This is a genomic window from Buttiauxella brennerae ATCC 51605, assembly GCF_001654925.1.
GTDB classification, from domain to species: domain Bacteria; phylum Pseudomonadota; class Gammaproteobacteria; order Enterobacterales; family Enterobacteriaceae; genus Buttiauxella; species Buttiauxella brennerae.
Genome location: NZ_LXER01000011.1, coordinates 327,862 through 349,401, shown reverse-complemented (window position 1 = coordinate 349,401; position 21,540 = coordinate 327,862). Strand labels below are relative to the sequence as shown.

Here is a 21,540-nt window from a genome sequence, read left to right as displayed (position 1 = left end):
AAAAACGCACAAGGAAAAAAGATGCGCGCTTTATCCGTTCCATTACCCACCGTTCTGGCAGGATTTGTCGCTGTTCTCGTCGGTTACGCCAGTTCCGCAGCCATCATCTGGCAGGCGGCAGAAGCGGCCGGGGCGAATACATTACAAATTGCGGGCTGGCTGACCATGCTGGGAATTGGCATGGGGATCAGCACCCTCGCGCTGACGATCTGGTATCGCACCCCTATTCTGACCGCCTGGTCCACACCCGGTGCCGCATTGCTGGCGACCAGTCTTCCGGGGCATTCGCTGAATGAAGCCATCGGCGTGTTTATTTTCGCCTCGTTTTTGATTTTGTTATGCGGTGTAACTGGCCTGTTTGCCCGCCTGATGCGCCTGATCCCATCAACGCTTTCCGCCGCTATGCTTGCCGGGATCCTGCTGCGTTTTGGGCTGGATGCCTTTACGTCGTTACAGGGGAATTTCCTGCTGTGCGCCAGTATGCTGTTGGGCTGGTTGCTGGCAAAAACCTGGGCTCCGCGTTATGCGGTAGTCGTGGCGATGGTTGTGGGTCTGTTGGTCTGCCTGATGAGCGGTAATCTGCAACATGGCAGCGTGCCGGTCGCCATGGTCATGCCAGAATTTACCGCCCCGCACTTCACGCTTTCCAGCCTGCTCGGAATTGGTATTCCCTTTTTCCTGGTGACCATGGCGTCACAAAATGCGCCCGGCGTCGCGACGCTCAAAGCGTCTGGCTACAACATTCCGGTGTCGCCGCTGATTGTGGTCACCGCGGCAATCGCCCTGTTGCTTGCACCCTTTGGCGTGTTTTCTATCTGTATTGCCGCGATCACCGCCGCCATCTGCCAGGGTTCTGAAGCCCATCCTGATCCTTCAAAACGCTGGTTAGCGGCGGTTGCCGCGGGTGTGTTTTACTTGCTGGCGGGAATATTTGGCGGCTCGATAACCACCCTGCTCACCGCACTGCCGGCGGCCTATATTCATACCTTAGCGGGCCTGGCGCTGTTGAGTACCATCGGCGGCAGTTTGTATCAGGCACTCAACCATGAACGCGAGCGCGATGCAGCCGTAGTGACGTTTTTGGTCACCGCATCCGGGGTCAGTTTATTGGGGATTGGCGCGGCTTTCTGGGGGCTGGTCGCGGGTGGTGTTTGCTACGCGCTGTTTTCATTTACCCGTCGCGCGTAACTGCGAAGGCGTCACACCGATTGTCGCTTTAAAACGATTGCTGAAATGGCTTGCCGAACTGAACCCGCAAGCCATCGCAATATCAGTCAGCGAAAGCGAGCTGTTTTTGACCAGTGCTTCGGCACGCAACATGCGCCGCTGCATCACATATTGATGTGGTGCCTGTCGGGTCGATTGTTTGAACATGCGCGCAAAATGAAACTCGCTCAAACCCGCTTCCAGCGCCAGTTCGGTCAAGGTTAACGGCTCGCTAAGATGCTGCTCAATGTAGGCCTGAATATTGCGCAACACTGCTGGAGCGAGGCCCCCGCGCACATTTGGTAAGCGCCACTGCACGTTGCTGTAAGTCTGCACCATGTGCGTCAGCAACAGCGTCGATGCAGTGCTCAGCATCAAGTGGTTGGCCTGTTGTTTCCAGTCGCTACTCAGCAGAAAGTGGCGATACAGCTGCGTAATCCGTGGGTCGTCGCTAAAGATTTTCTCATCAAGCGAAATGGCTGCTGGGCTGCGATCCCAGATTTGTTCCGCAATATTGCGCAAATGGGCGTCGGTGCAATACAGATGCACAAACGAGAAATGATTGCGGATATCCCAGGTGGTTTCGCTGTCTTCTGGCATCAGGCAAAACCGGTCTGGTCCGCCGCCATTTTTCCAGCCTGAGTTGGTTTTCTGATAGGTTTCGTAACCCTCATTCACATACATGCTTAACGTGTGATGATTACTGCATTGCGTGACGCGATCGAGGCTGTTTGACCACGCCGAAAGCTGGATCCCGGAACCCAGCTGCACGTTATCTTCCAGCACGGCGTTGTGCTGGCGAAGATTTTCAAATGCGTGATACGGCTGAGTCATGACTTACACCATCGAAGTTCGGGATAAACAGTGTATGTAGTGGCCGCCTCCGTTACCAGCCATTAACAAACCATCAGGTAAAAAAAACCGCAAGAATATGCAAGCCAGGCAAGCAGGTGAAAGCATCTGCACGCGCAGATGTGGATACTCCCGCTATCGGTACAGGGAGATAACAAAATGAATGCAATACTTTATATTTCGGTGGTGGTTATTTGGGGAACGACCTGGCTTGCGATTTACATGCAGCAAGGCGTGGTGTCGGTGCCCGTGTCAATTTTCTGGCGTTTTGCCGTAGCGGCAGTCGTGATGCTGGTGGTGTTACTGGCGCTTGGGCGTTTGCGCCGTATCAGTTTGCGCGATCATCTGTTCTGTATGCTGCAAGGTGGCTGCGTTTTCGGCTTTAACTTTTTGTGTTTTTACCATGCCGCGGCGTATATCAGCTCAGGTCTTGAGTCGGTGATTTTCTCCATGGCTGTGCTGTTTAATGCGGTCAACAGTATGGTTTTCTTCCGTCAGCGCCCGAGCAAAAATTTACTACCAGCAGCGGTGTTGGGGATTGCCGGCGTTGTCGCATTGTTCTGGCATGATTTGGTCGCCACACAACTGGCCCCTTCTCTGCTGCTGGGAATCGGTTTAAGTGCCCTGGGTACCTACGGATTTTCAATCGGCAATATGATTAGCACGCGCCACCAGCGCCGGGGACTTGAGACACTGTCCACCAATACCTACGCGATGTTTTACGGCACTATTATTATGGGTGTGCTGGCGCTGGTTCGTGGGGATTCGTTTATGCCGGAGTTCACGCTGCGTTATCTCGGCTCGTTGTTCTACCTGGCCATATTTGGTTCAGTGATTGCCTTTGGTGCCTATTTCACCCTGGTCGGGCGCATTGGGTCAGGCCCGGCGGCGTATAGCACATTGCTGTTCCCGTTAGTGGCGCTGAGTCTGTCAACAATTTATGAAGGCTATGTCTGGCACAGTAATGCCATTATTGGGCTGGTGATGATTTTGCTGGGAAATCTGGTGATGTTTTCAAAACCGGGAATGTTTAGCGCACGGTCGTGGCGCAAGAAGGCAGCGTAAAAATGTAAAAAAGGGAGCTAAGCTCCCTTTTTAGCATGCAGCAGTCAGTTATTTAACTTCAAACATGGACGCATCTGTCGCCATGCCATCAATAACCACTTTCAGCGATTCAACAGTAATCGGTGCTTTTTCATTGCTCACTGTTTTACCTTCGCCTTTACGCACAACTTTCATGACCACTTTATTAGTTGAAGAGTCGATAAGCTCGCCTTCAAAATAAAGGTTTGTTTCCATGGTACGGTGACCAGTTGCGGCCTCTGTACCGGCAACGATCATCGCCACTGGAATCACTTCGTAGAACTGCAAGCCTTGTTTGCTGCTGTCTACGCCAGTAATTGCACCATGGAAAATCAAGGTGCGCGGGCCTGGTTTAGAAACCAGTTGCACGCGCTGCGCAGCACTCGCTTTCAACTGCTGGTTGGAATAGGCCAGGATTTTATCCAGGGTCTGAGCACCAAGCTGAGTGGTTGGTTTTGGCACCGGATAGTAAGTCAGCGGGTTAAAGATTAACTTGTCGTAGTTCGCGCTTTTAAAACCTGGGTCAACCCAACGTAAGATGGTTTTACCCGACGCAGATTTGGTTTCCTGAAGGCCTGAGTAATCCTTTAAAAAACCGGAATATTTTTCTGGAGCGGTAACGGATGAAGAACAACCGGCTAACGCTAACAGTCCTGTCAGGCAGGCAGCTTTAACATAAGAAGAAGTGCGCATTTTTTATCCCTGTGAAATACATGTAAGCTCCTCAGTTATAGCAAAAAAGAACCCTTCAGCATGGAGTTATAAATGCTTTTTTTCAAAATTTAGATAAAACGCGTGAAATTTCTTTTTTAGGCGACCTTTGTTGAGCATTCGTTAACCATTTGTGTCTATATAGCATAACCTTAGAGACGACAAACTAACGGGAGTGATCATGATTCCACATCTGCGTATTGCACGTCCTGTGACGGACCTTGCTCAAAGCAAAGAGATGTATTGCCTGGGTTTAGGTTTGCAGGAACTGGGCGATTTCAGCGAGCACGATGGTTTTAGCGGCGTGATGCTGGGTCGTGAAGATTTAAGCTGGCACCTGGAGTTCACCGTTTGCCATCGCCACCCGGTTGAACCCTCCGCAACGGTTGATGACCTGCTAGTGCTGTACTTCCCAGACCACGAATTATGGCAAAAAACCTGCCAGCAGATGCTGAATGCAGGTTTTCTAACCATCAACAGTTTTAACCCGTACTGGGATGTCGCCGGGAGCACGTTTGTTGATAACGATGGTTACCGCGTGGTGTTACAAAACCGCGCCTGGCCGGCGGTTTAAATTTTGCGTGCCAGCATCGTGGCAAACCGCAGCTTAATGCGGTTACCTTCTGCGTCGGTTTTGTGTAATTCGCCGAGGTCTTCGTTGTATTTAATCAGCTCCCAACCCGCGTAATAGTCGCGCAGTTCACCTTCAGTGAAAGCAAACGGGAAACCGACGGTACAAGGGAAATCTTCGGTGTCCATTGCGGCCACAACCAGGTTGTATCCACCCACTTTCGTGCAACGCTGCATGTTGGCGATAAGCCCAGGAATAGTTTTACGCTCCAGGAACATCATCACTACGGTTGAAAGAATAAAGTCGTATTCACCATCAAACTGCAATGCGTTAAGGTCGACCACATTCGTGGTGATGTTTTGCAGCCCTTCTGCCTCAATAATTTTATTCAGGTTACTGATGCTCATCGGGTTTTTATCCCAGGCAGTAACATCAAACCCTTTTTGATTCAGATACAAGCTGTTGCGCCCGCTGCCACAACCTAAGTCCAGTGTTTTCCCCGCCGGGACAATCGTTGCCGCATTCACCACATCAGAATGAGTACGGGTTAAACCATATTTCTCGGTGTAATAATTTTCAGAAGCCATCTTAGTTTGTCCTTTTTGCAGGCCGTTCGACACGCAGTAGCAATTTCCCCTGATAAAGCAGGATAACCGTGCGTACCAGCAGCAGGCCAATAATGAAATTTGTGAAGATAAATAGCGGTACCGCGAGTGTGGTGAAAAGCCCGTCATGGCTACCATGGCTCAGGTGCAACGCGGTGGCAGCAAGCGCTGAAATACCGAATGAGAAGCTCCAGAAAGACGCATTAAACGGCTGCATCAAATACCAGGGCATCAGGCGCAGCATAAACAGAAGTTGCAGCAGTCCATAGCCAAACAACATTTTGGCAAAGAAATCAGGCTGCCCACCGTTCACGCTCAAATAAGCATTGCAGGCTACCAGCGCCGGGGCCAGCTGAATACCAAGGGATGTGCGAACCTGCTCAGGGAGTTCACCGGCACTGCGCAAACGGTGCAAAATGGCCGGTTCAAGGCTTAGCCAGGAAAACACGCCTGCGCCGAAGAACAGAATCCCGAGATCCTGATAGCCAAGTGCGCCACAGGCCATGGCACTGATGAAGTTGTTGGCAACCGTGGGTAAATAAAGCCCCGGAGTGGTGTCTGTATGCGGATGGTTTCCCCGCCACAAACCCGCACTTTGCCAGGCGGCGTAGGCTAGTTGAATAACGGCCCCGAATGCAAACATCCCAACCGCTAACGGGCGAAGATAAGGGGCGATGGCAATCGAAACCAACATGGTTGTCGCCGGAAACAGGCTGACAAAACTGCCCTTCAACGGGTGACGGACTTCATCTAAAACGGTTTGCGGATATTTCACCAGGCGCACGATAAAAGCCAGCGCCAGAGCCAGCCAAATGGCGATCGCCAGGCTTTCAAACGCTTCGCCAATGGCGGGTGGCACTTGCCAAATCATTGCGGCATAGCGCCAGGCAAACCCCATTCCGATGGTCCCAAGTACCATGCCAAAATACCCGGCAGGCAGATTGAGCATGGTACGAGTCACTGAATTGTTCATTTCGTTTAAAGAATAAAGTGTATTTGAAATGCATTTTATTCGATTGCTTTGCAGAACGCCACCTGGGGATTTACCTGCTACGTTTTAAACTGACGCAGAGCAAACATGAAGGCGCAATAAATGAACAAGTATCAGCTGACTGGTGAATCGCGGCTGCACAGCTACCTGGTCGATGGACAAAAACAGCAGGTCAAACTTTGGCAAATCGAAGCTCTTTGTGATTTCAGCGATGTCAAAGCCGAGCAGACTGGCGGCTGGGTTGAAAACGAAAGTAACCTTAGCCAGCAAGGAAAATGCTGGATTTATGGCAGCGATTGCGTGGTTTTTGGTGGTTCGAGCGTGGAAGATGACGCGCAAATTCACGGTGAGTCCACGCTTTGCCACCAGGCACATATCAGCGGTAAAAGTGTGGTTGAACACTCATTCATCAGCGGTGAATGCCGTATTTACGATGCAGCTCGCATTGTTAATGGCAGCCAGGTGATTGCCGTTCGTGGGCTGACAGCCGATAACGATAAACTGCTACAAATTTATGGCAATGCCACGGTCAACGCATCCCGCGTGGTTCATCAGGCACAGATTTTTGGCAATGCGGTGGTGAACAACGCGTTTATTGAACACCGCGCTGAAGTGTTCGGGCAGGCAATTCTTGAAGGCAACGACGAAAACAACATCTGGGTCTGCGACTGCGCGCGCATTTTCGATAATGCCCGTATTATTGCCGGGCGTGGCGATGACCAGATCCCGACCATTCGCTACTCTTCGCAGGTTTACGGCAATGCGCTGATTGAAGGTGACTGCGTGCTGAAACACCAGGTACATATCTTTGATGACGCAACACTGATCGGTGGCCCGATTCAGTTAGATAACCAGGTGCAGATTTACGGCCAGGCACGAGTCACCGGGAATGTGCTGATAGAAAATAACGTGCAGATTTATGATAAAGCCGCCGTGGATGGACTGGATGGCGAGTTGATTCATATTCGCGGCATTAAAGATATTAACGGCGACCAACGCGTCACGCGCTCGCCGTTTTATGGGGTGTTTTAGCCGAAGCGCCTTACTCTATAATCCGACCATAAATATTCTGGTCATGAAATTCGCCATTAAGAAACTCGGCTTGTTTCAGGCAGCCTTCAAGCTCAAAACCATTGCGCAACGCGACCTGGTTGCTGGCGGTGTTACTGACAATGCACTTAATCACAAAGCGGCGCGCCAGGCCTTCGCGGGCATATTTTTGAATGACCGCCTGTAGCGTGCGGGAAATAATGCCCTGCCCCTGAACGCCTTTATCTAGCCAATAGCCGATGTAGGCGGTTTTATTGGTCGGTTCAATTTGGTTAAACGAAAACACACCCACCATTGTTTCATTCTGGAAAATCAGAAACATTTTCGCGTAACCGCGATGGTGCAGCATGTAATTGCCCTGTGCCATTTTGCGCGAGTCTTCCACAGACAATACATATTTCGGCCAGTCCATTGCGGTTTTCAGCCAGGCTTTGTTTTTGACTACCAGCGTAAAAATCTCATCCACATAGCGTTCGTGAATCGAGCGAAGCGTAATCTTCTCATCAATATAAATGACATCGTCCTGCCAGCTTTCGGGATCTTGCACGCCCTTTCTCCTGCTTTCATTCTTTGAAAAAATAGTGTGGAAAATAATGGTGCATAAAACCGTGTTGCACCACTGATGCTCCCCACCATTGCGCAAACTTATTTAACATTCACAGCAAGCCGCCATTGGGCCACCACGCAGGCTGGCACTGATATTGCTTAACATCTTTGTAACCCATAGGAGATTCAGATGAAAGCGATCATAATTGGCGGCGGCATTGGTGGACTTTCGGCGGCAATTGCCCTGAAAAGATGTGGCATTACAACGGAAGTCTATGAAGCGGTCAAAGAAATCAAACCGGTTGGTGCGGCGATTTCAATTTGGCCCAATGGCGTGAAGTGCCTGAACTGGCTCGGTATGAAAGAGCAGCTCCAGCAGTTAGGCGGTCCGATGGAGTTTATGGCGTACAAAGAGTTCGTCCACGGCCAGACGTTAACGCGCTTTAGTCTTGATCCTTTAATCAAAAGTGTTGGCGAGCGCCCCTACCCGGTTGCTCGCGCCGAATTGCAAGACATGCTGATTGATACTTACGGTCGCGGTGATATTCAGTTCGGCAAACGTGTCGCGCGCATCGAAGAATTTGATGGCGGCGTGCGGGCATATTTTGAAGATGGGCACGTCGCCGTTGGTGATGTGTTGATCGCCGCCGATGGCACGCATTCGGTGATCCGCCCTTATGTGCTTGGCCACCAGACCGAGCGCCGTTATGCCGGTTACGTTAACTGGAACGGTCTGGTAGAAATCGACGAATCCATTGCACCTGCAAACCAGTGGACGACGTTTGTTGGTGAGGGCAAACGTGTATCCCTGATGCCGGTTGCGGGTAACCGTTTTTACTTCTTCTTTGACGTACCGTTAGACAAAGGATTGCCGGAAGACCGCACCACAGTAAAAACCGATTTAACGCGTTACTTTGCCGGTTGGGCAGCCCCGGTTCAAAAATTGATTTCCGCGATTAACCCCGACACCACTAATCGCATAGAAATTCATGATATCGAGCCATTTATGCAACTTGTGCGTGGCCGTGTTGCACTGCTTGGCGACTCGGGTCACAGTACGACTCCGGATATCGGCCAGGGCGGTTGTGCGGCAATGGAAGATGCCGTAGTGCTGGCCGTTGCGTTGCAAACCAACTCGTTAGGTGTGGAAGATGCGCTGCTACGTTACCAGGAAAAACGCGCGTATCGCGTCAAAGACCTGGTGCTGAAAGCGCGTAAACGCTGCGATGTCACCCACGGAAAAGATATGAACATTACTCATAGCTGGTATGAAGAGCTAAAAAGCGAAACCGGCGAGCGTGTACTGTCGGGTATGCGCGAAACAATTCTCGGCGGGCCGCTAGAGTAGCGTTGCACAAATTTTCATTCAAATCCTGAAGAGTGTTCCAGAAATGACGTCAGAAATTGACGTCATTTTTTTATATGCTAGCATGACTTCATAAATTGACTTCACGGAAGGATTCATGGGATATGGCAAGGACTACCTCAGAAACAAACATCACGGCACACTAAAACAGATTTATGCCCGCCCCACTGCATCCCACGTCAAATGGCAGGATGTGGAAATGTTGATAGTGGCATTAGGTGGTGAAGTGAGTAACGGAAAAGGTTCGAGAGTGCGCTTCATTTTAAAAGGCAGTATTGCCCGTTTTCATCGCCCTCACCCCCATCCCGAGACTGACAAAGGTGCCATCGTCAATTTACGAGAATGGTTTGAAAGTATTGGAGTAATACCATGACGGATTCACACTCAATTCCCAACACCATGGTCATTTGCGGCCAGCCGGCGCTGATCACCTGGATCCCCGAAATCAGCCTGTTTCGCGGTAAATTTTTAGGCCTTTCAGGTTACTGTGATTTTGTTGCAGACAGCGCCAAAGGGTTGGTGCAGGAAGGCGAGATTTCACTTAATGAGTATCTTGCTGATTGCAAAGCTAGCGGAATTGAACCCTATGAGCGCGAAGAAAAGACCAAGACCTTTACCCTTCGCTACCCGGAGTCTTTTGGTGAGCGTTTAGCCATTGCCGCCGCCGAAAAGCGGATGTCGGTGAACAGCTATATCGTTGAGATGCTCAGCAAGCAAATGAAGTTGAAGTAACACTGAATACCCGTTTTGTAGTGTGGATTAGCGGCAGCGGCATCCACCGTCTACACCAAAAAAAAGCCTCGCAATTGCGAGGCTTAAGGCTTTACTTCATCACGCGGTCATCAACGTATTTGCGTTTATCCGGTGCTGGTGGGAAATAGTGATACAGCCAGGTTTCACTGATGGCATCGCCCTGGCAGCGCAGGAACATGCGCATATCGACCGGGTCGGTTGAGTCGTCAGTTGGGTACCAGTCAAACAGAATACGGTAGCCGTCGAATGGTTCGACATACAAAATCTCAATCTGTCTGGCTTCACCGTTCGATAGCGTAATCACCGGCTCGATACCTTTCGGTGCCGCAGCTTTCAGATCACCACCGATGAAATCAATGGCGAAACGGCGTGACCATTTTTCAGGGAAATGTTCGCCAGGCGCCCAACCTTCCGGGAAGCTACCCATACCGGTGCGGGTCGCATAAACACGGGCCAGCGGCGACTGAATCGGCGGCAAACCGCTCCAGTACAGACGGTATTTGAATTCCAGCTCATCACCGGCTTTCACCGGTTTCTCCGGCTGCCAGAAGCAGACGATGTTATCGAGCGTTTCCCCCGTAGTCGGGATCTCCATCAGCCCAATCGCACCTTTACCCCACTTATTGAGCGGCTCAACCCACAGACTTGGGCGCTTGTTATACCAGCCCATGATGTCCTGGTAATTGGCAAACTCGTGGTCGAGTTGTAGCAAACCGAAGCCTTTCGGGTTGTTATCGAGATAAGCGTTGAACTGCAACTTCTGCGGGTTATTGAGCGGACGCGTTACCCATTCGCCGTTTCCACGCCACATCGCCAGGCGATCGGAGTCATGAATTTGTGGGTGAATGGTGTCGCACATACGGCGTTCGTTAGTGCCGCAGGCAAACATACTGGTCATCGGCGCGATGCCCAATTGCTTAATATCTTCACGAGCATACAGGTGATTATCGACATCCATCACCACACGCTCAGCTTCACAACTGATTGTAAATTTGTACGCACCCGTCACACTTGCGCTATCAAGCAGCGCGTAGACCACAAACTTCGTGTCACCCGCTTTCGCGGTTTCAAACCAGAAAGAGGTAAAGTCCGGGAACTCTTCCAACTGGTCGGTATAGGTGTTAACCGCAAGGCCGCGTGCAGAAAGGCCGTACTGGTAGGTGTTATCCACCGCACGGAAATAGCTCGCGCCGAGGAAAGAAACGACATCGCGGCGAGCCAGTTCCGGCGCTTTAAACGCTTTAAAACCAGCAAAACCGAGGTCAATCTGGCCTTCGAGTTGTTTGGTGTCGACACCGGCATCGTTGTAGTTAAACAGCTCAGGGCGGAAGTGAATTTCACGCGCCTGATGGCTGGCTGCATCAACAGAGAACATGCGCACACGGCGGCGGAAGCCCATACCCACGTGGAAGAACTGCACGTCAAGCTGGCGGTTCTCGACGTTGTTCCACAGCGAATGTTCAGCGTCATACTGAATGGCGTTGTAAGCCTGTGGCGTTAAGTTTGCCAGCGTATCCGGCAACGGACGTGGTTTGCCAACCCATGGTTTTTTCGAGAGATCGTGAGCCATTGACTGGAGCACGGAAAAATCGAATTCGGTGGTGCGGCCATCGGCAATTTCAGACTCTGCCGCATAAGCTGCGCGCGAGAAGAGCGTGGCAATGGAAGTAGTGCCGCTGACTGCGGCGAGAGCCATTGAGGCTTTGATAAAACGTCTGCGGTTCATGCCTGAAAGATTGTCCTTCATGGTCGATGTGTTTCGTCCCACCGGCTATACCCGTCATACTTCAAGCCGCAGGTGCGTTGACTGCGACCCTGCGCCCCAGTCACATAGTTATCTATGCTCCTGGGACTTATGCTCTGATCGCCTTTCTGCGGCTCGAATTATTTTGGGTATAGAAGCTGTTAAGACCGCACACTCTAGACAAAAATCACTGAAAAACCAATCAGAGACACAGACCTTTACGCTTTGTGTGGAGTTTATTTCACACTGACATCAATACCCGGGAAGTATTTCTTCGCAAGTGTGGTCACCGTGCCGTCTGCCTTCACTTTCGCGATGGCATCATCCAACTGTTTCTTTGTGGCTTCATCGCCTTTACGCAAACCGTAACCGATACCGCTACCCAAAATCGTATCGTCGCTTACCGGCTTGCCGATAAAGCCAAAACCTTTACCCTGTGGCTTGCTCAGGAAGCCCGCCTGGCCTGCGGCTGACATCACCAAAGACGCATCAATACGGCCATTGAGCAAATCGCCCCACGCCATATTCTGGTCTTTATAAGAAACCACCGTCACGCCCGATTTTTCCCAGTGTTCTTTCGCATAGGTTTCCTGGATGGAACCTTGTAGCACACCGATAGTTTTGCCTTTCAGCCCTTCAGGGGTGGCTTCCATACCGCTGTCAGCCTTGCCCACCAGCTGTGATGGAATGCGATAAATTGGCTGGGTAAAATCGATGCTTTTACGGCGCTGCTCTGTGATATTCATCGCGGAGTTGATGGCATCGAATTTCTTAGCCATCAGCCCTGGGATCAGCGCATCAAACGATGTTTCTACCCACGAACATTTCAGGCTCGCCGCTTTACAAATCGCGTTGCCTAAATCGATATCAAACCCTTCCAGTTCGCCCGCTGAGTTACGGCTTTCAAACGGTGGATACTCCGCTTCCACGCCGTAGCGCAGTTCGGTTGCTGCGAATGCCGAGAATGACGCACACATCCCAACCAACAAACTTAACGCATAAACTTTTTTCATTATGACCTCGTATCAGCGTGGCTTAACCTGGCAAAGTGCATGTGCACCCGCACGTAACGTAGCTTCATCTTTCGCAAATGACAAACGAATCAACTTGTTGTCTGTTCCGTCGGTATAAAACGCGGAGAGCGGAATGGTCGCCACGCCATATTGAGTAATTAAACGTTTTACTAATTCGCTGTCTGATTCATCGGTGAAATGATCGAATTTCGCCAGCAGGAAGAAAGACCCGGCGCTCGGCAGCAATTTAAACGGTGAGTCCACCAGCAACGATTGCATTAAGTCGCGCTTGCGTTGGTAGAACGCCGCCAGCGACAAATAGGTGTCCGGGTTTGCCATATATTCAGCAAACGCATATTGCATAGGGGTATCGGCAGAGAACATCAAAAACTGATGCACTTTGCAGATTTCGTTCATTAATTCTGCCGGAGCCAGGCAATAGCCCACACGCCAGCCGGTCACGTGGAATGTTTTGCCAAATGACGACACAATCACGCTGCGTTCGGCTAATGCCGGGTGTGTCGCCATGCCGTGATGGCGTTCGCCGTCAAACACGATATGTTCATAAACTTCATCGGAAAGAATAATGATGTCGGTGTTGCGCGTCAGCTCAGCCAGCCTGTCCAGATCTTGTGCGTTGAATACCTGCCCGCTTGGGTTGTGCGGCGTGTTGACGATGATCATGCGGGTGCGTGGCGTGATGGCAGCGCGGACTTCATCCCAGTCGACGGTGAAATCCGGCAGCGCCAGTTTCAAAGCCACAGGCGTTGCGCCCTGTAAACGAACAATCGGCGCGTAGCTATCAAAAGAAGGTTCGAAGTAAATCACCTCATCACCCGGGTGCACTAACCCGCTGATGGCGGAATAGAGCCCTTCGCTGGCGCTGGCGGTAATTAAGATTTCATCGTCAACGTCGTAGGTTGAGCCATAGAGCGTGGTGACTTTTTCTGCAATCAGGGTTTTTAACGGCCTGAAACCGGTCATGGATGCGTATTGATTATGGTTATCCTGCATCGCTTTAGTGACACCGGCAACGAGCTTCGGATCAGGCGAAAAGTTAGGTGCACCCTGAGAAAGGTTGATGGCGTTATGTTGCGCCGAGAGTTGGCCGATAACGGTAAAAATCGTGGTTCCAACGTCCGGCAGTTTTGAACGAAATTGCACCGGGGTTTGCATGGTCATGGCCGCTCCTGTAAATGCGCGATTTGCATAACTATTCAATATGCAACAGGTTGCCACCACAACCGAATTGTTGTCATAATAGCCATGCGAAAAACTCATGGCTCAGCGGAGAGTAACCAGACATGCGGCGCAATTTCCCCCTTAATACGGTTGATGCTTTTCTGGTGACGGCCAAACACCTCAATCTCACTCGCGCGGCAAAGGAACTCTGCCTGACGCAAGGTGCCGTCAGCCGTAAAATCTCAACGCTTGAAGAGTGGCTGGGGTTTTCCCTGTTCGACCGCCATGCGCGCGGGTTGCACCTCACCCCGCAAGGCTCTGCTCTGCTGCCGGAATTGCAGCAATCTTTTGAGCACTTGCTGAATGTCGCCAGCAACGCTTGCCATAAATCCAGTGTGATTCGCCTGAAAGCCCCGACCTGCGCCATGCGCTGGCTGGTGCCTAAACTTGTGCAACTGGAAAGCGTGTCGCCGGATATCCAGGTGGCTTTGACAACTACCGTTGAACATGGCGTGAATTTCAAAAATGAGCCGTTTGATGCGGCGATTATTTTTGGCCCGCAAGACAGCAGCGGCGTGTTGTTGTTTGAAGAACGACTGACGCCGGTGATAAGCCAGCATTTACTGCCTGAAGATGCGCTCACCACCGCAAGCCTGAGTCGTTACACTTTCCTGCACCCGACACGCGATCGCACCGACTGGTCGTTGTGGTTTGCGCAAAATGCCGCTGTCGCTCCTGCTATGAATAAAAATCAACACTTCGATACCATGGACTTAGCGATCAGCGCCGCGATTCAGGGGTTTGGCATTGCGATTGCCGACGCCACGCTGGTCGCAGAGGATTTGCACCGTGGCAGGTTGGTTCAACCTTTTGCCAATAGCGTGAAAACTGGCGCCTGTTACCGGCTGGCCGTTCGGCCCGGGAGTGAGAATGGCGCGAAGCTTGAGGCTTTTGAGAGGGCGTTGTTAGCGGTAAGCGAACATATTGAGCCAGCATGATGTTTATTCTGGCAAATATACAGGGCCGCATTGCTGCGGCTCTGTTCTTTAAACAACATACTTACAGCAACCCGCAGCGCTTTTTACTGCGATCGGATGCCTGTTGATACAACTCAAATTCATTGGCGACCGGTGCACCCAGGGCTTGTTCAAACGCGCTACGGCTGGAATGACCGTGGCTACGTTGACCGTTTTCGCCGCCGAGGTTTGACTGGAAAATCCCTGCGGCACTGACTGGCAGGAAATCTTCATAAATAATCGGCTGCGCCACCAGCCAACCGCGTTCAATTAACGGCTGCGGATCGTCGCCCGGTTTAATCGCCTGGCGGTGCATTTCACCTACCGGTGTTAAACGATAGCGGAAATAAGCCAGATCCTGGCAGCGCATCAATGTTTCGCTATCCGGCAGGCGGCTGAACACTTCGCGCAAATGCTGCTGGTGGCTAAAGTTATCCTGGCCGTTACCCGCCTCATTCAATAACTCATCATATAAAGCCCGCCCTTTCGGCGTTAACGCCACACCGCGCTGCTCAATTTCTCCGAAGCGAGCGGTATGCGTGCCGTGATGCACACCGGCAAAGATAATCGGCTCTTCCAGCGCTTTAAAGCTGGTCTGGCGTAGTAAAATCGGGAAGTTGCGGCGCGGTGGGCCTTCGATAATCGCTTTTGGCGCGATGCCATATTCCGGCATCAATGCCTGCACACGGTCAATATCCAGCGTGCGTGGCGTGAGGTGGTTAATGTGGCAGCCACGGAAACAGACCACGTCAGCAATCAGACGGTGTTGCTGGTGAAATGCCTGGTAGGTCTGCGCATCCACCGTGGCATGACTGTGCCAACGGAAGGTTTCCAGCGCCTGCGCAACAAACTCGTCTGCCTGCTGTTCGCTAAATGCCCCCTGCTGGTCATAAATATCCAGCAACGCCCGACAACGCGGAGTGAAAATATCGCGCTCTGCCAGAATCGCCGCTGCGGTTTTTCGCAGTTCGGGATCGTCAATCAACTCAAGGCGCAGCAGCGAAGTGAAAATGCGGAACGGGTTACGCGCCAGCGCCGCATCGTCAATTGGGCGAAATGCCGTGGAATGCACCGGAACGCCTGCCTGTGAGAGGTCATAATAGCCGACCGGATACATACCCATTACTGCAAAAATACGCCGTAATGTCGCCAGTTCTTCCGCTTTACCCACTCGTATTGCGCCGTGGCGCTCCACGTTCAGGCGCGCCAGTTCATCGGCATTTTCTAATTGCTGTTGCAGATCGGGGCTATTTTCCAGTACCGCCAGATTTACATCAGCGACTAACTCTAACAAGGTTCCGTATTGAGGTACTTCTTGCTGGTACATCGCCGACATTGCGTGCGAAAATTTTTCCCGAATATCATCAGCCGTGATGTTGTTCGCCATGATGTCGTACTCCTGTGAATATTGCTGAAAGAGTAGAATGCCGCGCGGCAGTTTTGGGCGAAGAATTTCCGTTTTGTGATCGACTATACAGCCCTGCCCCATAAGTAATGCTAACCGCTTATTGCATAGCTACTAGTTATGAATATCCATGCTTAAATTCACTTTAATTTAACAATTCATTAACCGAGACTGTGGCTGGCGATATTTAAAATTAAAATGCATCGCCTCCTGTATCCCACAACTGGAGCTGGCTATGTCACCGATTTGGCAACCTCGTGAAATTGTACATCGCGACTACGACTCTCATCCTCCGGCATTCGCGCCTGGGTATAAAACCAGCGTGCTACGCTCGCCGCGTAATGCGCTTATCTCGTTACAAAACTCACTGTCTGAAATTACCGGCCCTGTCTTTGGCGTAAATGATCTCGACCCGCTTGATAACGATTTGATCATGAATTACGCCAAAGACGGCTTGCCGATTGGCGAACGCATTATTGTTCACGGCTACGTGCGCGACGGCTTTGGCCGTCCGATGAAAAACACGCTAGTTGAAGTGTGGCAGGCCAACGCAGGCGGGCGTTATCGCCACAAGAAAGACAAATACCTTGCGCCGATTGATCCAAATTTTGGCGGCTGCGGGCGCGTGTTGACGGATGAAAACGGTTATTACTTTTTCCGCACCATCAAGCCGGGACCGTATCCGTGGCGTAATCAGGCCAGCGACTGGCGGCCTTCGCATATTCACTTTTCGCTTTCCGGCGACGCTTTTTCCCAGCGTCTGATTACGCAGATGTATTTTGAAGGCGACCCGCTTATCAAACAGTGCCCGATTGTGAAAACGATTAATAACGATGATGCCATCCGCACCCTAATTGCCGAACTCGACACCCATGCGGCGGTGCCGCTCGATTGCCTGGCGTACCGTTTTGATTTAGTGCTGCGCGGCCAACGTGCCACGCTGTTTGAAAATCGCACCCAAGGAGCCGTGTGATGAAAGATTATTTAGCCGAAACCGCCTCACAAACTGCCGGGCCGTATGTGCACATTGGTCTCGCTCCACAGGCTGCCGGATTTAACATTTTCGAGAAAAACTTCAGCCATGTGCTGACTAACTCGCACACCCAGGGCGAGCGCATTATTGTTGAAGGCCGGGTGTTTGACGGTTCCGGTACGGCCGTGCGCGATGTGCTGCTGGAAGTGTGGCAAGCCAATGCTGCCGGGCGCTATAACCACCCGGCAGATCAGCAAACCAATAAAGATTTGGATGAAGATTTCCGCGGCTGGGGGCGCACTTGTTCGGACTTCGACAGCGGCGTGTGGCGTTTTGATACCATCAAACCCGGTGCCGTTACCGGGCGTGATGGGCGCATGATGGCCCCCCATCTGAACCTGTGGATTGTGGCGCGTGGGATTAATATCGGCCTGAATACGCGGATGTATTTTTCCGATGAGCAGGCTGCGAATGAATCTGATCCGGTGCTTAATCTCATTGAGTGGGAAGTGCGGCGTAATACGTTGATTGGCAAACGTGCCCACCGTGGTGATGAGGTGGTTTATACATTTGATATTTTTCTTCAGGGGGAGAAGGAGACGGTGTTTTTTGATGTGTAGGTGGATTGCCATTTTCTGGCAAGATCGCAGTTTTCCGTTCACCTGAAAGCAATTCGTTCCCACATTGTTCTGTGAACGGTGAACGTGCCGGGGAGAGAACGCCCTCTCCTTGGCAATCCTGGAGCCCGGTTTTTAAATTGCCGGGCGACGGGGTCGCCGGGAGGATGTCGTTATCCGCCTGGCACGTTCACCGGTTCGGTAAGCACAGGGGACACTACACGTTTAGTGAACGGAATAAACACTATTCCAGCATAGGCCCTGCCGATTACCCCACCCTCACCATTTGTTATCAAACAAACCTAATTGTTAATGAAATTTTGCTAGCAAGTTATCAAAATTAAACAACTTATCTTGTCAGCGCCACGCGTCTGTTTTTAACATCAGGTTATGGAAAAAAACGGTTTGTTCAGTCAGCGCATTCGCTTGCGCCATCTTCATACATTCGTGGCTGTCGCCCAACAGGGAACTCTTGGGCGCGCGGCCGAAACACTTAATCTTAGCCAGCCTGCACTGTCGAAAACGCTCAATGAACTTGAGCAGTTAACTGGCACACGTTTATTTGAACGTGGGCGTCTTGGCGCGCAAATGACGCTGATGGGCGAGCAGTTCCTGACGCACGCCGTTAAGGTGCTTGATGCGCTCAACCACGCCGGGCAGTCGCTCAATCAAAAAGATGGGCAAGGCTCCACAGTGATTCGTGTCGGTGCGCTGCCTACCGCCGCATTAGGCATATTACCTAAGGTTATCGGCCAGTTTCATAAGCAGCAAAGTGACGTCACGCTGCAAGTCGCCACCATGAATAACACCATGCTGCTGTCAGGTTTAAAGTCTGGCGAGCTGGATTTAGGGATTGGTCGCATGTCCGACCCTGAATTGATGACCGGGTTGAATTATGAACTGTTGTTCCTCGAATCATTAAAGTTAGTCGTTCGCCCAGGACACCCGCTGTTGCAGGAAAACATCACCCTCAGCCGAGTGATGGAGTGGCCTGTGGTGCTGTCGCCGAAAGGGACCATTCCCCGTCAGAATGCTGAAACATTGCTGGCAAGTCAGGGCTGTAAAATGGCCACAACTTGTGTTGAAACGCTTTCTGCTTCGCTCTCACGCCAGTTAACGGTGGATTACAACTACGTGTGGTTTGTACCGTCAGGCGCGGTGAAAGAGGATTTACGCCAGGGAACGCTGACTTCGCTGCCGGTCACGACACAAGGTGCAGGTGAGCCGATTGGCATTTTGACTCGCGTTGACACACAGTTTTCGGCGGGCGCGCAAATCTTGTTGGCGTCGATTCGGAAATCGATTCCCGGTTGATTAATGGTGGATGTCGCCTGCGGCTAATCCACCCATGCCCGTTAAGCGTCCATCTCATCAAATACCTGTTGGGCAAGATGCATGGTGGCGTTGGCGGCGGGTAAACCGCAGTACAGCGCCGAATGCATGATCAACTCTTTTAGCTCATCACGCGTCACGCCGTTGTTAAAAGCCGCGCGCAGGTGCATTTTCAGCTCGGCTTCACGGTTTAACGCAATCAACATCGCGATGGTAATCATGCTGCGCGTGTGGCGCTCAAGGCCAGGCCGCGTCCAGATATCACCCCAGGCGTAACGGGTAATGAAGTTCTGGAATTCTTCATTGAGCGGCGTGAGCTGCGAAAGTGTGCGGTCAACGTGACTGTCGCCCAGCACCGCACGGCGCACGTCCATCCCTTGTTGATAATGTTCTTCGTCCTTCATCTCAGTCGCCCTGTTGAATAAAGTTAAGCAACGCCACATTAAAACCGTGAGCGTCTTCAATGCTGGAAAGGTGTGAGGCCTCGAGTGTGACGAGGTGCGAACCCTTCACCTGTTGGTGCATAAATTCACTGTCTGCCACGCTACAAACCGGATCCTGGGCTCCAGCGATAAACTGCATTGGTAAGGTGATATTGCCCATTTCACCACGCAAATCAGCCGCCGCCAGTGCTTCGCAACATGACGCGTAACCCTCGCCATTCGTTTGCGCCAGGGTTTCGCACCGCGCATCGACTTGCGCAGGGTGGTGTTTAACGAAATCATCAGTAAACCAGCGTGACGGCGCACTTTTGGCAATCGCCGACATCCCTTCACTGCGCACAGTCCGCGCACGTTCCAGCCAGCCACTTTGTTCGCCGATTTTCGCAGCACTGTTAGCGACGGTTACCGATAGAAAACGCTCCGGCGCAAAACACGCCAGCCACAGGCCAGTCAAACCGCCCATTGAGATCCCGCAGAAATGCGCCTGCTTCACACCCGCGTCATCCATCACGCTGATAACGTCTTCCGCCAGCTGTGGCAGCGTGGTTTTATCGTGTTTGGTGGTGCGCCCGTGTCCATGAGTGTCGTAACGCAGCACGCGAAAATTCTCAAGCAAGGCCGCCATTTGTGGCTGCCACATCTCAAATGTGGTGCCCAGTGAATTGGATAGCACCACGACGGGTGCGCCCGCAGGCCCTTCCAGTTGGTAATAAAGGTTCATATTGACTCCCTGGTTTGTTGTGCCGCCCGCGCCAGAACCTGGCCGATGAAATGGTGGTTACTGCCAGTGGCGTGTTGCGGGTCGAGCAGATATTCAATTTGTGTGGCGGACAGATGCGGCGTGACGTCCGTGTGTTGGGCGAGCAACGCTGCCAGCGGCTGGTTTTCATCCAGCGCACGGTGGCAAAGCTGTTCCACCAGATGATGAGCCGCCGCTTTGCCGAGATGTTCGGCAAGGGCAAGCGTCACGGATTCCGCCATAATCAGGCCGTGAGTGATATCCAGATTAGCGCGCATTTTTGCGCTGTTAACCTGCATTCCGCTAATCAGTTCAAGCGTTGTCTGCATCACACCACCGGTAAGAGTTATTAGCTGTGGGAGCGTTTCCCATTCGGCCTGCCAGCCGCCGAGCGCCCTTTCATGCTGCTGATTCTGGCTGGCGTACAACGTCGCCATCAATCCAGGGATACGCATGGTGGAGGTTAAAATCGCGGCGCAGCTGACGGGGTTACGTTTATGCGGCATGGTGGAGGAACCACCGCGCCCTTCGGCAACCGGCTCGCCCACTTCGGCGACTTCGGTTTGCATCAGCAATGCAAAGTCACTGGCAAATTTCCCCAATGTACCGCTGACTCCGGCGAACCATCCACCCGCTTCGAGCAATCTGTCACGCTGGCTATGCCACGGCGTGTCGGCCTGGCTCAGCTTTAGCGTGTCTGCCAGTGCCCGAGTAACGGGAATACCCTGCTCTTTAAGCGACGCCAGCGTGCCTGCCGCCCCACCAAATTGCAGCACCAGAACGCGCGGTTTGATTTCATGTACACGTTGCTGCCAGCGCAAAAGTGCATCGAGCGTGCCGGCGAGTTTCAAGCCAAAAGTTATCGGCAAAGCGTGTTGCATCCAGGTTCGCCCCGGCATCACGCTGTGTTGGTGTTGCTGAATTTGCACGGTGAGTGCGGATATTAGCTGCTCAAGCAATGCTTCACTGGCCGTGAATGCTTCACGCAGTTGCAGTATCAGGCCGGTATCAATCACATCCTGGCTGGTTGCGCCCCAGTGGACGTAACGCGCCGCCTGTTCATCTTGTTGTTTTACGTTAGCGGTGAGTTGTTTCACCAGCGGAATCGCCAGGTTTCCGGCGTTGGCCGCAGCCCTCGCTAACGCTTCGGCATCCAGTTTTGTGGCCTGACACTGCCCGGAAATAGCGTTCACCGCCGATTCCGGGATCACGCCACACTGAGCGCAGGCCACCGCCAGCGCCGCTTCAAAATCCAGCATCCCTTGTAGCGTGCGCTCATCGCTGAATATTTCTGTCAACGGTGAGTGACGTAACATTGGGGTAAACAGTGTCATGCCTGCTC

General features: G+C 52.0%; 23 protein-coding genes. 11 read left to right on the top strand and 12 right to left on the bottom strand.

What is annotated here, in order from left to right; translation table 11 throughout:
* The first annotated feature begins 21 nt into the window (after positions 1 to 21).
* Positions 22 to 1,188 carry a benzoate/H(+) symporter BenE family transporter gene (locus M975_RS06895; protein ID WP_064558133.1) on the top strand — a complete coding sequence of 389 codons (1,167 nt, stop codon included), beginning with the start codon at positions 22 to 24 and terminating at the stop codon, positions 1,186 to 1,188.
* Here M975_RS06895 and M975_RS06890 read toward each other — a convergent pair.
* Positions 1,168 to 2,040, bottom strand: coding sequence for an AraC family transcriptional regulator (locus tag M975_RS06890; protein WP_064558131.1), 873 nt, complete (start codon positions 2,038 to 2,040; stop codon positions 1,168 to 1,170). The genes M975_RS06895 and M975_RS06890 overlap by 21 nt on opposite strands.
* 177 nt (positions 2,041 to 2,217) lie before the next feature.
* Between M975_RS06890 and M975_RS06885 the strand changes: the two genes are divergently transcribed.
* The gene (locus M975_RS06885) at positions 2,218 to 3,123 is read left to right on the top strand and encodes a DMT family transporter (protein WP_064558129.1); all 906 of its coding nucleotides are present in this window, start codon (positions 2,218 to 2,220) and stop codon (positions 3,121 to 3,123) included.
* Positions 3,124 to 3,171: 48 nt separating this feature from the next.
* Here the strand turns inward: M975_RS06885 and M975_RS06880 are convergent, their stop codons facing one another.
* On the bottom strand, positions 3,172 to 3,834 hold the full coding sequence (locus tag M975_RS06880; protein ID WP_064558127.1) for a DUF3313 domain-containing protein: 663 nt from the start codon (positions 3,832 to 3,834) through the stop codon (positions 3,172 to 3,174).
* Positions 3,835 to 4,033: 199 nt separating this feature from the next.
* On the opposite strand from M975_RS06880, the gene M975_RS06875 reads away from it, so the two are divergent.
* Positions 4,034 to 4,426 carry a VOC family protein gene (locus M975_RS06875; RefSeq protein WP_064558125.1) on the top strand — a complete coding sequence of 131 codons (393 nt, stop codon included), beginning with the start codon at positions 4,034 to 4,036 and terminating at the stop codon, positions 4,424 to 4,426.
* Here M975_RS06875 and tehB read toward each other — a convergent pair.
* A complete protein-coding gene (tehB, locus tag M975_RS06870) occupies positions 4,423 to 5,010 on the bottom strand; it encodes a tellurite resistance methyltransferase TehB (RefSeq protein WP_064558123.1) in 588 nt (195 codons plus the stop codon). The genes M975_RS06875 and tehB overlap by 4 nt on opposite strands.
* 1 nt (position 5,011) lies before the next feature.
* Positions 5,012 to 6,001, bottom strand: coding sequence for a dicarboxylate transporter/tellurite-resistance protein TehA (gene tehA / locus M975_RS06865; RefSeq protein WP_064558121.1), 990 nt, complete (start codon positions 5,999 to 6,001; stop codon positions 5,012 to 5,014).
* A gap of 120 nt (positions 6,002 to 6,121) precedes the next feature.
* Between tehA and ydcK the strand changes: the two genes are divergently transcribed.
* A complete protein-coding gene (ydcK, locus tag M975_RS06860) occupies positions 6,122 to 7,051 on the top strand; it encodes a YdcK family protein (protein WP_064558119.1) in 930 nt (309 codons plus the stop codon).
* A 10-nt stretch (positions 7,052 to 7,061) separates the two neighbouring features.
* Here ydcK and rimL read toward each other — a convergent pair whose 3' ends face one another.
* Positions 7,062 to 7,616, bottom strand: coding sequence for a 50S ribosomal protein L7/L12-serine acetyltransferase (gene rimL, locus M975_RS06855; protein ID WP_064558118.1), 555 nt, complete (start codon positions 7,614 to 7,616; stop codon positions 7,062 to 7,064).
* Between the two features lie 189 nt (positions 7,617 to 7,805).
* Here rimL and hpxO point away from each other — a divergent pair, with 189 nt between their 5' ends.
* The 3 genes from hpxO to M975_RS06840 all read left to right on the top strand — a co-directional run bounded on the left by hpxO (position 7,806) and on the right by M975_RS06840 (position 9,713).
* The gene (gene hpxO, locus M975_RS06850; RefSeq protein ID WP_064558117.1) at positions 7,806 to 8,963 is read left to right on the top strand and encodes an FAD-dependent urate hydroxylase HpxO; all 1,158 of its coding nucleotides are present in this window, start codon (positions 7,806 to 7,808) and stop codon (positions 8,961 to 8,963) included.
* 115 nt (positions 8,964 to 9,078) lie between these two features.
* Positions 9,079 to 9,354, top strand: coding sequence for a type II toxin-antitoxin system HicA family toxin (locus tag M975_RS06845; protein WP_064558116.1), 276 nt, complete (start codon positions 9,079 to 9,081; stop codon positions 9,352 to 9,354).
* Positions 9,351 to 9,713 (top strand): type II toxin-antitoxin system HicB family antitoxin, encoded by a 363-nt coding sequence (locus M975_RS06840; protein WP_064558115.1) that lies wholly within the window; start codon positions 9,351 to 9,353, stop codon positions 9,711 to 9,713. Before M975_RS06845 ends, M975_RS06840 begins: the two co-directional genes overlap by 4 nt.
* A 91-nt stretch (positions 9,714 to 9,804) precedes the next feature.
* Here M975_RS06840 and M975_RS06835 read toward each other — a convergent pair whose 3' ends face one another.
* The 3 genes from M975_RS06835 to M975_RS06825 form a co-directional block, all read right to left on the bottom strand.
* Positions 9,805 to 11,460, bottom strand: coding sequence for a glucan biosynthesis protein D (locus tag M975_RS06835; RefSeq protein WP_064558114.1), 1,656 nt, complete (start codon positions 11,458 to 11,460; stop codon positions 9,805 to 9,807).
* 254 nt (positions 11,461 to 11,714) lie between these two features.
* Positions 11,715 to 12,491: a transporter substrate-binding domain-containing protein gene (locus tag M975_RS06830; protein ID WP_064558113.1), complete on the bottom strand. Its 777-nt coding sequence runs from the start codon at positions 12,489 to 12,491 to the stop codon at positions 11,715 to 11,717.
* 12 nt (positions 12,492 to 12,503) lie between these two features.
* Positions 12,504 to 13,673 (bottom strand): pyridoxal phosphate-dependent aminotransferase, encoded by a 1,170-nt coding sequence (locus M975_RS06825; protein WP_064558111.1) that lies wholly within the window; start codon positions 13,671 to 13,673, stop codon positions 12,504 to 12,506.
* Positions 13,674 to 13,795: 122 nt separating this feature from the next.
* Here M975_RS06825 and M975_RS06820 point away from each other — a divergent pair, with 122 nt between their 5' ends.
* A complete protein-coding gene (locus tag M975_RS06820) occupies positions 13,796 to 14,671 on the top strand; it encodes a LysR substrate-binding domain-containing protein (protein WP_064558109.1) in 876 nt (291 codons plus the stop codon).
* Positions 14,672 to 14,732: 61 nt separating this feature from the next.
* On the opposite strand, the gene hglS is transcribed toward M975_RS06820, so the two are convergent.
* On the bottom strand, positions 14,733 to 16,076 hold the full coding sequence (gene hglS, locus M975_RS06815; RefSeq protein WP_064558107.1) for a 2-oxoadipate dioxygenase/decarboxylase HglS: 1,344 nt from the start codon (positions 16,074 to 16,076) through the stop codon (positions 14,733 to 14,735).
* Between the two features lie 253 nt (positions 16,077 to 16,329).
* Here hglS and pcaH point away from each other — a divergent pair, with 253 nt between their 5' ends.
* The 3 genes from pcaH to pcaQ all read left to right on the top strand — a co-directional run bounded on the left by pcaH (position 16,330) and on the right by pcaQ (position 18,998).
* Entirely contained in the window at positions 16,330 to 17,067 is a 738-nt protein-coding gene (gene pcaH, locus M975_RS06810) for a protocatechuate 3,4-dioxygenase subunit beta (RefSeq protein WP_064558104.1), read from the top strand.
* Positions 17,067 to 17,687, top strand: a complete 621-nt coding sequence (pcaG, locus tag M975_RS06805; RefSeq protein ID WP_064558102.1) for a protocatechuate 3,4-dioxygenase subunit alpha — start codon at positions 17,067 to 17,069, stop codon at positions 17,685 to 17,687. Before pcaH ends, pcaG begins: the two co-directional genes overlap by 1 nt.
* A 387-nt stretch (positions 17,688 to 18,074) precedes the next feature.
* Complete coding sequence (pcaQ, locus tag M975_RS06800) at positions 18,075 to 18,998, top strand: pca operon transcription factor PcaQ (RefSeq protein ID WP_064558098.1); 924 nt, start codon at positions 18,075 to 18,077, stop codon at positions 18,996 to 18,998.
* Positions 18,999 to 19,039: 41 nt separating this feature from the next.
* On the opposite strand, the gene pcaC is transcribed toward pcaQ, so the two are convergent.
* From pcaC to M975_RS06785, 3 genes are read right to left on the bottom strand one after another with little or no spacing between them, the layout of a single operon-like run.
* Entirely contained in the window at positions 19,040 to 19,420 is a 381-nt protein-coding gene (gene pcaC, locus M975_RS06795; RefSeq protein WP_064558096.1) for a 4-carboxymuconolactone decarboxylase, read from the bottom strand.
* A 1-nt stretch (position 19,421) separates the two neighbouring features.
* Positions 19,422 to 20,180 (bottom strand): 3-oxoadipate enol-lactonase, encoded by a 759-nt coding sequence (gene pcaD, locus M975_RS06790; RefSeq protein WP_064558094.1) that lies wholly within the window; start codon positions 20,178 to 20,180, stop codon positions 19,422 to 19,424.
* The gene (locus M975_RS06785; protein WP_064558092.1) at positions 20,177 to 21,532 is read right to left on the bottom strand and encodes a 3-carboxy-cis,cis-muconate cycloisomerase; all 1,356 of its coding nucleotides are present in this window, start codon (positions 21,530 to 21,532) and stop codon (positions 20,177 to 20,179) included. The genes pcaD and M975_RS06785 overlap by 4 nt, the downstream gene beginning before the upstream one ends.
* Between the last annotated feature and the right edge of the window lie 8 nt (positions 21,533 to 21,540).

Coding starts and splice junctions, on each gene's coding strand:
- M975_RS06895 (WP_064558133.1), top strand. CDS start 22: ATGCGCGCTTTATCCGTTCCATTACCCACCGTTCTGGCAGGATTTGTC.
- M975_RS06890 (WP_064558131.1), bottom strand. CDS start 2,040: ATGACTCAGCCGTATCACGCATTTGAAAATCTTCGCCAGCACAACGCC.
- M975_RS06885 (WP_064558129.1), top strand. CDS start 2,218: ATGAATGCAATACTTTATATTTCGGTGGTGGTTATTTGGGGAACGACC.
- M975_RS06880 (WP_064558127.1), bottom strand. CDS start 3,834: ATGCGCACTTCTTCTTATGTTAAAGCTGCCTGCCTGACAGGACTGTTA.
- M975_RS06875 (WP_064558125.1), top strand. CDS start 4,034: ATGATTCCACATCTGCGTATTGCACGTCCTGTGACGGACCTTGCTCAA.
- tehB (WP_064558123.1), bottom strand. CDS start 5,010: ATGGCTTCTGAAAATTATTACACCGAGAAATATGGTTTAACCCGTACT.
- tehA (WP_064558121.1), bottom strand. CDS start 6,001: ATGAACAATTCAGTGACTCGTACCATGCTCAATCTGCCTGCCGGGTAT.
- ydcK (WP_064558119.1), top strand. CDS start 6,122: ATGAACAAGTATCAGCTGACTGGTGAATCGCGGCTGCACAGCTACCTG.
- hpxO (WP_064558117.1), top strand. CDS start 7,806: ATGAAAGCGATCATAATTGGCGGCGGCATTGGTGGACTTTCGGCGGCA.
- M975_RS06845 (WP_064558116.1), top strand. CDS start 9,079: ATGGGATATGGCAAGGACTACCTCAGAAACAAACATCACGGCACACTA.
- M975_RS06840 (WP_064558115.1), top strand. CDS start 9,351: ATGACGGATTCACACTCAATTCCCAACACCATGGTCATTTGCGGCCAG.
- M975_RS06835 (WP_064558114.1), bottom strand. CDS start 11,460: ATGAACCGCAGACGTTTTATCAAAGCCTCAATGGCTCTCGCCGCAGTC.
- M975_RS06830 (WP_064558113.1), bottom strand. CDS start 12,491: ATGAAAAAAGTTTATGCGTTAAGTTTGTTGGTTGGGATGTGTGCGTCA.
- M975_RS06825 (WP_064558111.1), bottom strand. CDS start 13,673: ATGACCATGCAAACCCCGGTGCAATTTCGTTCAAAACTGCCGGACGTT.
- M975_RS06820 (WP_064558109.1), top strand. CDS start 13,796: ATGCGGCGCAATTTCCCCCTTAATACGGTTGATGCTTTTCTGGTGACG.
- hglS (WP_064558107.1), bottom strand. CDS start 16,076: ATGGCGAACAACATCACGGCTGATGATATTCGGGAAAAATTTTCGCAC.
- pcaH (WP_064558104.1), top strand. CDS start 16,330: ATGTCACCGATTTGGCAACCTCGTGAAATTGTACATCGCGACTACGAC.
- pcaG (WP_064558102.1), top strand. CDS start 17,067: ATGAAAGATTATTTAGCCGAAACCGCCTCACAAACTGCCGGGCCGTAT.
- pcaQ (WP_064558098.1), top strand. CDS start 18,075: ATGGAAAAAAACGGTTTGTTCAGTCAGCGCATTCGCTTGCGCCATCTT.
- pcaC (WP_064558096.1), bottom strand. CDS start 19,420: ATGAAGGACGAAGAACATTATCAACAAGGGATGGACGTGCGCCGTGCG.
- pcaD (WP_064558094.1), bottom strand. CDS start 20,180: ATGAACCTTTATTACCAACTGGAAGGGCCTGCGGGCGCACCCGTCGTG.
- M975_RS06785 (WP_064558092.1), bottom strand. CDS start 21,532: ATGACACTGTTTACCCCAATGTTACGTCACTCACCGTTGACAGAAATA.